This window comes from Pseudomonas sp. L5B5, assembly GCF_020520285.1.
GTDB lineage: Bacteria > Pseudomonadota > Gammaproteobacteria > Pseudomonadales > Pseudomonadaceae > Aquipseudomonas.
Map to the genome: position 1 here is coordinate 1851471 of NZ_CP084742.1, position 11296 is coordinate 1862766.

At 65.0% G+C, this 11296-nt stretch carries 13 protein-coding genes; 9 read left to right on the forward strand and 4 right to left on the reverse strand.

The features are described 5' to 3' along the window. Positions 1-9 precede the first annotated feature (9 nt). Positions 10-615: a hypothetical protein gene (locus tag LGQ10_RS08380; RefSeq protein WP_226525277.1), complete on the forward strand. Its 606-nt coding sequence runs from the start codon at positions 10-12 to the stop codon at positions 613-615. Between the two features lie 51 nt (positions 616-666). Next, a complete protein-coding gene (locus LGQ10_RS08385; RefSeq protein ID WP_226525278.1) occupies positions 667-1188 on the forward strand; it encodes a hypothetical protein in 522 nt (173 codons plus the stop codon). Between the two features lie 271 nt (positions 1189-1459). On the opposite strand, the gene LGQ10_RS08390 is transcribed toward LGQ10_RS08385, so the two are convergent. Together LGQ10_RS08390 and LGQ10_RS08395 are read right to left on the reverse strand one after the other, a co-directional pair. After that, complete coding sequence (locus tag LGQ10_RS08390) at positions 1460-1645, reverse strand: hypothetical protein (RefSeq protein WP_058436646.1); 186 nt, start codon at positions 1643-1645, stop codon at positions 1460-1462. A gap of 104 nt (positions 1646-1749) precedes the next feature. Further along, positions 1750-1956, reverse strand: a complete 207-nt coding sequence (locus LGQ10_RS08395; RefSeq protein ID WP_058436645.1) for a DUF6021 family protein — start codon at positions 1954-1956, stop codon at positions 1750-1752. Between the two features lie 160 nt (positions 1957-2116). Here LGQ10_RS08395 and LGQ10_RS08400 point away from each other — a divergent pair, with 160 nt between their 5' ends. The 7 genes from LGQ10_RS08400 (at position 2117) to LGQ10_RS08430 (ending at position 7979) form a co-directional block, all read left to right on the forward strand. Continuing rightward, a complete protein-coding gene (locus tag LGQ10_RS08400) occupies positions 2117-2740 on the forward strand; it encodes an HAD family hydrolase (protein ID WP_226525279.1) in 624 nt (207 codons plus the stop codon). A 411-nt stretch (positions 2741-3151) separates the two neighbouring features. Continuing rightward, entirely contained in the window at positions 3152-3340 is a 189-nt protein-coding gene (locus tag LGQ10_RS08405; protein ID WP_058436643.1) for a DUF1843 domain-containing protein, read from the forward strand. Between the two features lie 35 nt (positions 3341-3375). Next, positions 3376-4008, forward strand: coding sequence for a DUF1842 domain-containing protein (locus tag LGQ10_RS08410; RefSeq protein ID WP_058436642.1), 633 nt, complete (start codon positions 3376-3378; stop codon positions 4006-4008). A gap of 48 nt (positions 4009-4056) precedes the next feature. Next, positions 4057-4677 carry a DUF1842 domain-containing protein gene (locus tag LGQ10_RS08415; protein ID WP_058436641.1) on the forward strand — a complete coding sequence of 207 codons (621 nt, stop codon included), beginning with the start codon at positions 4057-4059 and terminating at the stop codon, positions 4675-4677. 132 nt (positions 4678-4809) lie between these two features. After that, positions 4810-6276, forward strand: coding sequence for a GDL motif peptide-associated radical SAM/SPASM maturase (locus LGQ10_RS08420; RefSeq protein ID WP_226525280.1), 1467 nt, complete (start codon positions 4810-4812; stop codon positions 6274-6276). 177 nt (positions 6277-6453) lie between these two features. After that, positions 6454-6870: a VOC family protein gene (locus LGQ10_RS08425; RefSeq protein ID WP_058434032.1), complete on the forward strand. Its 417-nt coding sequence runs from the start codon at positions 6454-6456 to the stop codon at positions 6868-6870. Positions 6871-7199: 329 nt separating this feature from the next. After that, positions 7200-7979 carry a helix-turn-helix transcriptional regulator gene (locus LGQ10_RS08430; protein WP_226525281.1) on the forward strand — a complete coding sequence of 260 codons (780 nt, stop codon included), beginning with the start codon at positions 7200-7202 and terminating at the stop codon, positions 7977-7979. Between the two features lie 45 nt (positions 7980-8024). On the opposite strand, the gene LGQ10_RS08435 is transcribed toward LGQ10_RS08430, so the two are convergent. Beyond that, positions 8025-9983 (reverse strand): MacB family efflux pump subunit, encoded by a 1959-nt coding sequence (locus LGQ10_RS08435; protein WP_058434030.1) that lies wholly within the window; start codon positions 9981-9983, stop codon positions 8025-8027. 2 nt (positions 9984-9985) lie between these two features. Continuing rightward, a complete protein-coding gene (macA, locus tag LGQ10_RS08440; protein WP_058434029.1) occupies positions 9986-11137 on the reverse strand; it encodes a macrolide transporter subunit MacA in 1152 nt (383 codons plus the stop codon). Between the last annotated feature and the right edge of the window lie 159 nt (positions 11138-11296).

Consider the following 11296-nt stretch of genomic DNA (forward strand, 5'->3'; position numbering starts at 1 on the left):
AGTTTGCCCATGCCTCGCCTGTCCACCCTCTGGTTCCGGCTCTATCACCTCCTATGCTGGGTCGCCGTGGCCGCACCGCTGGCCCTGAAGATCCATTGCGACCTGAACCTGATCACGCCCCGGAGCATCGGCGGTACCCTGTTCGGCGGCGCCATCGACTTGCAGTTGAATCTCGCCGGCTGGGCCCTGTGCACCCTCGGCCTGGCCCTGGCCGTGCTGATCCGGATGCCGGGCGCACGCCTGGCCTGGCTGATCGCCGGCGTGGTGCCGCTGATACTGGCGGCCTGGTGGCGAATCAATTACCCGGATGACGCCGACGGCAACCTGATTTTCAGCATCCAGGACTGGGAGCTGGACTACATGATGGTGCTCGGCCTCGCCTGGGCCGCCAGTGGGCTGTACCTGTTGCGCCGTCAGCGGCTCCGGCCCCGGCCGATTACCAGCACCACGGCACTGGCGCTGCGGACCCTGTGCGCGCTGATCCTCGCGGTGGCCTTCATCCTTGCGCCGCTGCTGACCATCACCCGCAAGCCCCTGCCCTATTGCGCCTTCGACCGGGCCGGCAAGCAGTTGAGCCTGTGCCTGGGCCCGGGCACCCGCGTGATTGTCGACTGACCGCCAACCTGGTCTCTTTTAATGACTTTCCAGACCTTGATGAGTGTGCCCATGTCTCGCCTGTTTGCCCTGTGGTCGTGGCTCTACCGCCCCCTGTGCTGGTTCGCCGTCGCCGTGCCGCTGTCCGTGATGCTGTTCTGCGACGTACAGATGATGGTCCCGCGGAATGTCAGCGGCACGCTGTTCGGCGGGGCCATGGGCTTCCAGCTGTTCCTCTTCGGCTGGGTGCTGTGCCTGATCGGCCTGATCCTGGCCTTGCTGACCCGGGTGCCCGGTGCACGCCTGGCCTGGCTCCTTGCCGGGCTGGTGCCGCTGCTGCTGGGCGCCTGGTGGCGGATCAACTACCCGGATGATGCCGATGGCAGCCTGGCCATCAGCCCCCAGGAGTCGGAGCTGGACTTCATGATGGGCATTGTCTGCCTGTTCATCGCCAGTGGCCTGTACCTGTTCGGGCACCGCCGCCTCGCACCGCGACCTGCCGCCGACAGTGCCGATGAACTGTTCCTGCGGACCGTGTGGGCGCTGATCCTGGCAGTCGCCTTCATCCTCCTGCCGTTGAGCGTCATCAAGTAGCGCGGCACCTTCGACACGGAGGGCCAGGCATTGCCCCGCTGCCTGGGCTTGTCGGGCTCGGCACAAAAAAGCCCCGGACGAACCGTAATGCTGTTCACTTAAGCGAGGTGATCCCCTGTAGGAGCAGCCGGTCGACGCTCGATTGCTCGCGATGGTCGTTAACGGTAGCGCGTGTTTACTGGATAAACGCGGCGCTCTGAAGACCATCGCGAGCAAGCTTCGCTCCTACAATGACATTACGGACGAACCGGGGCTTCTCGTTGCCAGTCAGCTATCGTGCGGTGGGCCTGGGCCGGTCCTTGCGCACCGGCAAGGCAGCGGCGAAGGCCAGGGCCTCTTCCCGGGTGCCGAAGGTGGCAAGCCGGTCGCCCGGGGTGCAGACCTTCCAGGGTCCGTTATTGACGCTCAGTACCTGATAGCCATTGATCTGCAGCTTGTTCAGCAGTGGCGTACTCATACACACCTCCCTCTCGTCAGCAAGCCTGGGGCTGGCCGGTTCACCTTACACCTGCACACCGCTGCGGCGACTGCCACATGTCGGCGCAACGGCCCACCGGCACCTCACTTCTTCAGGTTGGCCAGGGGGTCGTAGGCCCGGGATCGCTTGCGCTCGCGTTCGGGCTTCGCCGGGTCCAGGGGGGCCCGGGCCGGCCCTACCGGGTCGACCTGGGGGTCGGCCAGGTCCGGCGAATCCGGATCGAAGCCGGGGTCATGGCGGCCGGTGGCATGTTCGGACGAACGGGGACCGCTGGGGGGCTGGGTGCTCATGGCTTCCTCCTGCTCAGGTGCCTGCATGACGGATACAGAGATGGATCGCAAACCGCCGCCAGGGTGCCCTCGACCGGACCAATGGCGCAGGACAAATTGCATTGCGCCACGTGCCACCGCAGGATGACGACCTGGCCCTCAATCGCTTCAGGAAAAGTTCATGACGATTCGTGCTGTGGTTTTCGACTTCGGTGGCGTGCTGTTCGACTGGAGTCCCCATCACCTGTACCGCCAACTGATCCCCGACGACCAGCATCGCCAGTGGTTCCTCGACACCATCTGCACCCAGGCCTGGAATACCCGGCAAGACGCCGGCCGCACGCTGACCGAGGCAACCCGCAGCCTGGTGGCCGAGCATCCCGAGCACAGGCTGCTGATCGAGGCCTACTACGGACGCTGGATCGAAATGCTGCGCGGGCAGCTGGACGACGGCGTGGCCCTGCTGGAGGACCTGCACCAGGCGCAGATGCCGCTGTTCGGCCTGACCAACTGGTCCCGCGAGACCTTCCCCCACGCCTGGGACAACTATCCCTTCCTGCAGCGTTTTCGCGACATCGTGGTGTCTGGCCAGGAACGGCTGATCAAACCCGATGCGCCGATCTACCACACCACCGTGCAGCGCATCCGCGCCCACCTGCCGGATATCGCCCCCGGTGAACTGGCATTCATCGACGACCACGAACCGAACATCATCGCGGCCCGGGCGCTGGGCTGGCACGCCATCCACCACCTCAACGCGCAGCAGACCCGGGAACAATTGCAGGCCCTGGGTATCACCCTGTAACCGCTGCCGCAGGCTGCGCACGGCTCGGCACGAGCCGCAAGAACCAGCCCCAGGTGCTGCCTGGCACACCGCATCGCGCGCCCGTGCGCAGCCTCGCAGGCTCGACAGCGGCTACATGCGTTTCGTGTAGCCGCTGCCGCAGGCTCGGCTCGAGCCGCAAGAACGGGCTCCAGGTCCTGCTTGGCACTCCTCGGAAAACAGCCCGCTATTGCCCCGGGCAATGACCCCTATCGCCCTTTGGAATCACCAGCCAAGCCCCCGCAAACAGCCGTTCAGCCCCGGTGAATCCACCTGTCGGAAACCCACAAAATCAATGTGCCATTAGCCTGCCTTTTCCAACGGCGCTGCTTAACTGCAAAAGCTGCCGAAGCCGCAGCATGTCCCCTCAATCCCCCACGGAAGGCACACGCCATGAGCAATGCACCGCACCACGTGATTCCACCCTATGGGGTGGCGATTCAATCGGCGATCTCCGAAGGCAAGCTGCCCCAGATGAAAGCCCTGCTGGCCAAGCGCGATCCGGGCAAGAACGAACCCCAGGATCTGCACAACGCCTACGAACAGCTGGCCAAGGAAGTCGCCCGCCTGGAACGCCACTGACCACGGTTCCCCGTCATTGAATGGAGGCAAAGCAAATGTCCGATTCCCATTCCCAAGAAGGCCTGTTCCCCCTGAGCTACCGCATCGGCACGTCGCAACCTGGGGCGCCGACCCTGTTGCTCAACCTGCTGGTCTACACCCCCGAGCGCAGTGTGCGCGGCACTTCGTCGATCACCCAGGCGACCAACCCGCCGCTTGACCTGCAAAGCGCCGTCTGGGGCGAGTACACCTACCTGACCGTGATGTCCCCCACCACCACCAAGATCCTGATCACCGCCCAGGGCAACCAGGGTGGCCCGGGCTCGAACTCGATCATCACCTTCAAGCTGCACCTGGTGGTCGACGACGACTGGAAGCAAGGCACCGCCAACTACCAGTACTACAACGGCCACAGCTGGGTCACCGTGAACAACGTGCCGGCACAGCTGGAAGACAACGTGCGCTCCAGCACCCAGTCCAGGCCCCAGCTGCACAGCCAGCCGCACCATCCGCTGCCGCCGATCTCGGCGCTGTACGCAGCCCCGATCCACGGTGCCATCGCCAGCGGCGACCTGGCGCAGATGAAGAGCCTGCACCGGGTAGCGACCCAGCAACTGGAGCAGTTGCCGCTGATCCGCACCGCGCTGGACGCGGCCAAGGCCGAGATCGGCAAGCAGGAACGACGCTGAGCCCAGCCCAGCGACCTCGAGTCTTCCCTCACGCCAAGGAGTTGCAGCATGACAATTGGACTGTTCCATACCCGCCTCATCGTCGCCAACCCGGTGATCGGAGCGCCGGTCCTGACCCTCGATCTGTTGGTCAACACGCCACAGAAAACCGTCACCGGCCTGGCCCGCGTAACCCAGAGCACCTCACCCCCGGTGAATTTTCTCGCCGATGTCTGGGGCAACTACTCGCAGATCCAGCTCGATCAATCCAGCGAGGGCCACCTGATCCTCAACCTGGCGGGCAACCCCAGCGGTCCCGGCAGCCAGGCCGCCGAGACCTTCCACCTGCAGGGCATCCTCGGCCTGGACTGGGCCAGCGGCTTTGCCAGCTACCGCTACGACTACCAGGGTCACTGGCACGTGGTGCAGCACGCCGCTGTCAGCCCGGCCCAGGTGGAGCAGGCGGCGCACGCCGAGCCCCAGGCCCGGGCCGCCAACCCGGCCGACCAGGCCCACCTGCACCCGCACCCGCTGTATGCCGTGGCGTTGCAGCAGGCCCAGGCCAGCGGCGACCTGGCGCGGCTCAAGGCCCTGGTGGCCCAGGCCGAGCAGCAGTTGGCCAACAGTGACAACCTGAGCAAGGCCGTGCAGCAGTTGCAGACGGAAATCAACCGCCTGGAACAACGCTGAGACCGGCTCCCCGGGGCCGGCCATGGCCGGTCCCGGATCGCCGGGCAACCGATCGCGCCATTGCCGCTCAAGGAAGGCGCGCCTATATCGATGGGTTGGTGCCGCGCACCGCTGGGTGCGCAAGGATCTTTCATGTCGGACAGTCTCCCCGCCCGCTACCTCAGCGAGAGCGATATCAAGCGCTACGTGCCGGTGCACGTGGTCTGGGAAATCACCCTGGCCTGCGACCTAAAGTGCCTGCACTGTGGCTCCCGGGCCGGGCACCGCCGTCCCGGTGAACTGAACACCACAGAGTGCCTGGAAGTGATCGACGCCCTGGCTGCCCTGGGCACGCGGGAAGTCACCCTGATCGGTGGCGAAGCCTACTTGCGCAAGGACTGGACGCGGCTGATCCAGGCCATCCACGACCGCGGCATGTACGTGGCGATCCAGACCGGCGGGCGCAACCTGACCCCCGCCAAGATGCAGGCGGCGATAGAAGCCGGGCTCAACGGCGTCGGCGTGTCCCTGGACGGCCTGGCGCCCCTGCATGATGCGGTGCGCAACGTGCCGGGTTCCTTCGACAAAGCCCTGGACACCCTGCACCGGGCCAAGCAGGCCGGGCTCAAGGTCAGCGTCAACACCCAGATCGGCGCCGCGACCCTGCCCGACCTGCCGGCCCTGATGGACCTGATCATCGATGCCGGCGCCAGCCACTGGCAGATCCAGTTGACCGTGGCCATGGGCAATGCCGTGGACCACCCCGAACTGCTGTTGCAGCCCTACCAGTTGCTGGAGGTCATGCCGCTGCTGGCCAGGCTCTACCGCGAAGGCAGCGAGCGCGGATTGCTGATGAACGTCGGCAACAACATCGGCTACTACGGCCCCTACGAGCACCTGTGGCGCGGTTTCGGCGACGAGCGCGTGCACTGGAGCGGCTGCGCCGCCGGGCAGACGGTGCTGGCGCTGGAAGCCGACGGCACGGTCAAGGGCTGCCCGTCCCTGGCCACCGTCGGGTTCTCCGGCGGCAACGTGCGCACCATGAACCTGCACGACATCTGGCACTACAGCGAGGGCATCCACTTCGGCCGCCTGCGCTCGGTGGACGACCTCTGGGGCTACTGCCGAACCTGCTACTACAACGACGTCTGCCGGGGCGGTTGCACCTGGACCTCGCACTCGCTGCTAGGCAAGCCGGGCAACAACCCCTACTGCCACTACCGGACCCTGGACCTGGCGAAGAAAGGCCTGCGCGAGCGCATCGTCAAGCTCGAGGACGCAGGGCCTGCCTCATTCTCCGTGGGCCGCTTCGACCTGGTCACCGAGCGCATCGATACCGGCGAAACCGTATCCAGCGTCAGCGACAGCGGCCAAGTGATCAAGCTGGCCTGGGTCAACCAGGGCCTCGCATCCCCCGATGAAGGCCGCATCCCGCCACGCCTGGCCCTGTGCCGAGCCTGCCGGCAATACATCCATGCCCACGAAGTCACGTGCCCGCATTGCCAGGCCGATGTCGCCGTCGCCGAAGCCCGGCACCAGGAAGACCGTCAACGCCAGCAGGCGCTGATCAACACGCTGCACCAGTTGCTCGGCCTGCCCCAGGAGCAGCCCCGCCTGTAGCCACCGCCGACCGCTCCCTGGGCGGTCGGCTATAAGCCTTGCGCGAACCATGGGAAAAGCGTCTAAAAAAAACGCACGCGTCCGCTCGTTCGACGCTTTGCTATGCAGTGTCCACCGATGCCGGCAAGGCGCTCGGTTTTTCCAGGGACTGCCCTGGCCGCACAAGGAACGTACACGATGAAAATCAACCCCTACCTGGTATTCAACGGCGAATGCCGGGCCGCCTTCACGTTTTATGCCCAATGCCTGAACGGCACCCTGGAAATGATGCTGACCTTCGGCGAGAGCCCGGCCCGCGATCATCTCCCGGCCGACTGCCATGCACTGATCATGCATACCCGACTCAACGTCGGCGACCAGGTGCTGATGGCTTCGGACAGCACCCCGGACCTGCCCTACGCCGGTATCCGCGGTTGTTCGATCGCCCTGAACATCGACAACGCCGCCGAAGCCGAGCGGGTATTCAATGCCCTGGCCAACCAGGGCAGCATCCGCATGCCCCTGGAGGAGACGTTCTGGGCCGAACGCTTCGGCATGCTGGAAGATCGCTTCGGCGTGTCGTGGATGGTCAACTGCGAGAAAAAGCCCCATTAGCCCATAGCGCCACCGACGCCCCCAATCTCGGCGGATATCCGCTAGCACAAAGTCGCCACGGGCACAACTTGCGTGCCCGGAAGGCGCTCTTGCAAAAGTTTTTTCACCCGGCACAAATGCCGTCATCCCCCCGCCAGCCGGTGCCTTGACGGTATCTGGCTGGTTTTTGCCGATGTTTTTTACGCGGTTTCATTCAACGGTCGGCAAATCCCTGTACTAGGATACGAAGCTGCCTTGGGTCGATCTGCATAAACAGGAGGTAAATCGGCAGTCGACCAAACTCATTGCTATAAGGCAGCCTTCCACACTTCACATTCATGGATGAAATGATGAACTCACAAGTACTGTTCCCGCACATTGGCAAGGTCATTGCCAGCACTGGCAGCCGCCGCTTCCCACGCATGCTGCACGACCTGATCCTCACTCAGCTGGCCGTGGACGCCACCCATATCACCCAACTGCGAACGGACCCGGAACAGACCGTCGAAGGCACCAGCCGCAACACCGTGCACCACTGTCATCCGCTGCACGGCCAGTCGGCCAATGACGACTCGCTGCTGCACGCAGCCTTCCCCGAGCAGAGCGTGGAGGCCGACCCGGCCCCATCGCGACGGCGTGGGGGCAAGGATTCGACGCAATTGCACCTGACCGGTCGCATCGACTCCTACCAGTACGTGCTGTCGGTGTACCGCAGCAACCAGGCCCGCAGCTTCTCGCACCAGGAACGCCTGCTGCTGGAAGACATCTCGCCGCTGCTGCTGCCGATGGTCGAAAAGCACATCAGCGCCCTGCAACCCCGGGGCCTGGACGGTGAGCAGGACAGCGCCGCCATCGAAGGCCTGGAAACCCTGCGCCTGCGGTTTGCCGACCGCCTGGCGCAATCGGGGCTGAGCCTGTCCAATCGCGAGATGGAAGTCTGCGTCGGCCTGCTGGCCGGGCGTACCGCACCGCAACTGGCCGAACAGTGCCAGCTCAAGGTCAATACCGTGGAAAGCTACCTCAAGCGCGCGGCCATCAAGCTGGGCATCAGCGGCCGGCACTCGCTGTTGCGCTGGATGTATTCGCCCCAGGAAGCCGCCGCGCCGGTCGCCGCCAACGCGCCCGAGTGAGGTCCGGGCGCCGCCGGCCCTGCGCCGGTGGCACCCCTGCCGGCCTCAATCACGGGCCAGGGCTTCGATCGGATCCAGGCGCGCCGCGTTGCGCGCCGGGACAAAACCGAAGATCACCCCGATCAGCGTCGAGCAGGCAAACGCGGTAATGATCGACCCCATGGAAAACACCATCTCCCATTCCCTGATGAACAGGGTGAACAGGTAGCCGATGGCGAAGGACAGGGCGATGCCGATGGAACCGCCGATCAGGCAGACCATCACCGCCTCCACCAGGAACTGCTGGCGGATGTCCGACTGCCGCGCCCCCACAGCCATGCGAATGCCGATCTCGCGGGTACGCTCGGTGACCGATACCAGCATGATGTTCATCACCCCGATACCGCCCACCAGCAGGGAAATCACCGCGATCAATGACAGCAGCAGCGCCAGCGAGCGACTGGTGCGTTGCACCGTCTGCATGATGCTGTCCAGGTTGTTGGTGAAGAAATCCTTGGTCCCGTGGCGCTGTTCCATGAGTTTCTTGACGTGTTCCTCCACCACCTTGCTCGGCTGGCCGTCCTTGATCTTGACGCTGATGCTGTCCAGGTGACGCTGGCCCAGCACCCGTCCGGCAGCGGTTTCGTAAGGCAGCCAGACATTGAGCAGGTTGGCTGCGGTGAACAGGTTCTTGTTCTCGGCAGCCACCCCGATCACCGTGCACGGCAGGTTGCCCACCAGGATCACCTGCCCCAGGGGATCGACATCCGGGCCGAACAGCCGGTTGCGGGTGTTGTGGTCGATGACCACCACCTGGGCCTGGCGCCGGGCGTCGTTCTCGCTGAAGGCGATGCCGGCGGCGAGCTTGATGTCACGCACCTTGAAGTACAGGTGGCTGACACCATTGACCGTGGCATTGAGGTCGATGTTGCCGAAGCGCAGCAACAGGCTGCGGCCCACCATCGGCGTGGCGCTGTCGACGTAGTACAGCTGGTTCAGGGCCGTGACGTCGGCAGGCATCAGGGTCTGGATGCCCGCCGCCCGGCTGTCGCCGAAACTGGCCCCGGGAAAGATGTCGATGGTGTTGCTGCCGATCGCCTGGATGTCCTTGAGCACGTAGCGCTTGGCGCCTTCGCCAATGGCCACGATGGACACCACCGAGGTGATGCCGATGATGATCCCGAGCATGGTCAGCAAGGTGCGCATGCGGTGTGACACCAGCGCCACCCAGGCCATCACGAAAGCCTCCTTGAACAGGCCCAGGCTGGCCACCAGGCGCCGAGCCCCGGCCGGCCGCGAGGACACCTGCGGCGGTGCCTCGAGCGCCTGTGCCGGCTGCGGGTTGACCCGGTCGCTGACGATCTCGCCATCGCGCACCTCGATGATGCGTTGGGCATTGGCCGCCACCTTGGGGTCGTGGGTGACGATGATCACCGTGTGCCCCGCGGCGTGCAGCTCCTGGAGAATGCGCATCACCTCCTTGCCGCTACTGGTGTCCAGGGCCCCGGTGGGTTCGTCGGCCAGGATCACCTCGCCGCCGTTCATCAGTGCCCGGGCGATGCTCACCCGCTGCTGCTGGCCGCCGGACAGCTGGTTGGGCCGGTGTTCCAGGTGCCCGTCCAGGCCCAGGCGCGCCAGCAGCTCGCGGGCCCGGCCATGGCGCCGGGCCTGGGGGCTGCCGGCGTAGATCGCCGGGATCTCGACGTTGTGCATGGCATTGAGGTGGGGCAACAGGTGGTAGCGCTGGAAGATGAAGCCGAAGTGATCGCGGCGCAGTTCCGCCAGTGCCTGGTCGTCCAGGTCGCGGGTTTCGCGGCCATTGACCTGGTAGCTGCCGGCCGTGGCGTAGTCCAGGCAGCCGAGGATGTTCATCAGGGTCGACTTGCCCGAGCCCGAGGCCCCGGTGATGGCCACCATCTCCCCGGCCTGGATGTCCAGGTCGATATTCTTCAGGGCCATGAACTCCCGTTCGCCGGCCTTGAAACTGCGGCTGATGCCCTTGAGCTGCAACAGTGGCTGGGTCATGGTCAGGCCCCCGCCATGCCAGGCTGCGGATCACCGATCACCACCTGGTCACCTTCGGCCAGGCCCTGGGTGATCTGGACCTTGACGTTGTTGTTGATCCCGGTGGTGACATTGCGCGCCTGAGCCTGGCCCTTGGCGTCGAGCACCCGTACCGCGAAGCTGCCATCGGCATTGCGCGGGCCCAGGGCCGCCACCGGCACCATCAGCACATCCTTGGCTGTGTCCAGGACGATGCGCACCTGGGCGGTCATGGAGATGCGCAGGCGGTGGTCGGGGTTGGGCACATCGAACAGCGCGTTGTAGAACACTGCGGTGTTCTGCTTGGGGGTGCCGGCAGGCTGGGTCTCGAGGAAATTCTGCGGCGCCGGCTCCGTGCCCCGCAACTTGGCGTAGTAGCGCTTCTCGGACTCGCCGAGGATGGTGAAGTACACCTGCTGGCCCGGGCTGATGTGGATTACGTCGGCCTCGGACACCTGGGCCTTGACGGTCATGGTGTCCAGGTCGGCGAGCTTGAGCAGGATCGGCGCGAGCTGGTTGGCGATCACGGTCTGGCCTTCCTGGGTCACCACCCCCACCACATCGCCGTCGATGGGCGCGATGATACGGGTGTAGGCCAGGTTCACCTTGGCGGTGTCGATCTGGATTTGCGCGCTCTTGATCTGCGCGTCCAGGGACATCAGGTTGGCCTGCTGCACCTCGTAGTTGGATTCGGAGGTGTCGAAGTCCTGCTTGGAAATCGACGCGTCCACCTGCAGCTCGCGATAACGCTCATAAGTCGCCTTGGTTTCCTTGAGCTGGGCAGCGGTGGCCCGGCGCTTGGCCTGCAGGTTTTCCTCGTCGACCTGGGCCTGGCGCAGGGTATTGCGCAGCACCAGGGGATCGATCTCGGCCAGCCACTGGCCTTGCTTGACCTTGTCCCCGACCTTGACCTTGAGGGATTTCAGCTGTCCGGAGACCTGGGCGCCGACGTCCACCTGCCGGATGCCTTCCAGCAAGCCGGAAGCCAGCACCGCGTTCTCGATGTCTCCCCGTTCGACGATGGCGGTCAGGTACTGCGGCGCCTGTGCCGGCGCGCGTACCGCATAGAAAATCAATCCGGCCACAACCACCAGCAACAGCCCCATACCGATTTTGCGAAACTTCGACTTTTCCATAGATGACCACAAGTCCGTTGAGGGTGGGCTCCGCCGACCAGCGGCGAGCCCCCTTACAGGACACCGTGCTGCCGTAGTGAGCGGTGTCCCAGGTAAATGAAACGTCCTATCGGGCCGACGGCGGGCACCCGCCCACCGCCAGCCTGGCCGCGTCTGGCG

Bases quoted from the DNA above. Each gene is read 5' to 3' on its own strand.
- LGQ10_RS08380 (WP_226525277.1), top strand. From the start codon at position 10: ATGCCTCGCCTGTCCACCCTCTGGTTCCGGCTCTATCACCTCCTATGC.
- LGQ10_RS08385 (WP_226525278.1), top strand. From the start codon at position 667: ATGTCTCGCCTGTTTGCCCTGTGGTCGTGGCTCTACCGCCCCCTGTGC.
- LGQ10_RS08390 (WP_058436646.1), bottom strand. From the start codon at position 1,645: ATGAGTACGCCACTGCTGAACAAGCTGCAGATCAATGGCTATCAGGTA.
- LGQ10_RS08395 (WP_058436645.1), bottom strand. From the start codon at position 1,956: ATGAGCACCCAGCCCCCCAGCGGTCCCCGTTCGTCCGAACATGCCACC.
- LGQ10_RS08400 (WP_226525279.1), top strand. From the start codon at position 2,117: ATGACGATTCGTGCTGTGGTTTTCGACTTCGGTGGCGTGCTGTTCGAC.
- LGQ10_RS08405 (WP_058436643.1), top strand. From the start codon at position 3,152: ATGAGCAATGCACCGCACCACGTGATTCCACCCTATGGGGTGGCGATT.
- LGQ10_RS08410 (WP_058436642.1), top strand. From the start codon at position 3,376: ATGTCCGATTCCCATTCCCAAGAAGGCCTGTTCCCCCTGAGCTACCGC.
- LGQ10_RS08415 (WP_058436641.1), top strand. From the start codon at position 4,057: ATGACAATTGGACTGTTCCATACCCGCCTCATCGTCGCCAACCCGGTG.
- LGQ10_RS08420 (WP_226525280.1), top strand. From the start codon at position 4,810: ATGTCGGACAGTCTCCCCGCCCGCTACCTCAGCGAGAGCGATATCAAG.
- LGQ10_RS08425 (WP_058434032.1), top strand. From the start codon at position 6,454: ATGAAAATCAACCCCTACCTGGTATTCAACGGCGAATGCCGGGCCGCC.
- LGQ10_RS08430 (WP_226525281.1), top strand. From the start codon at position 7,200: ATGAACTCACAAGTACTGTTCCCGCACATTGGCAAGGTCATTGCCAGC.
- LGQ10_RS08435 (WP_058434030.1), bottom strand. From the start codon at position 9,983: ATGACCCAGCCACTGTTGCAGCTCAAGGGCATCAGCCGCAGTTTCAAG.
- macA (WP_058434029.1), bottom strand. From the start codon at position 11,137: ATGGAAAAGTCGAAGTTTCGCAAAATCGGTATGGGGCTGTTGCTGGTG.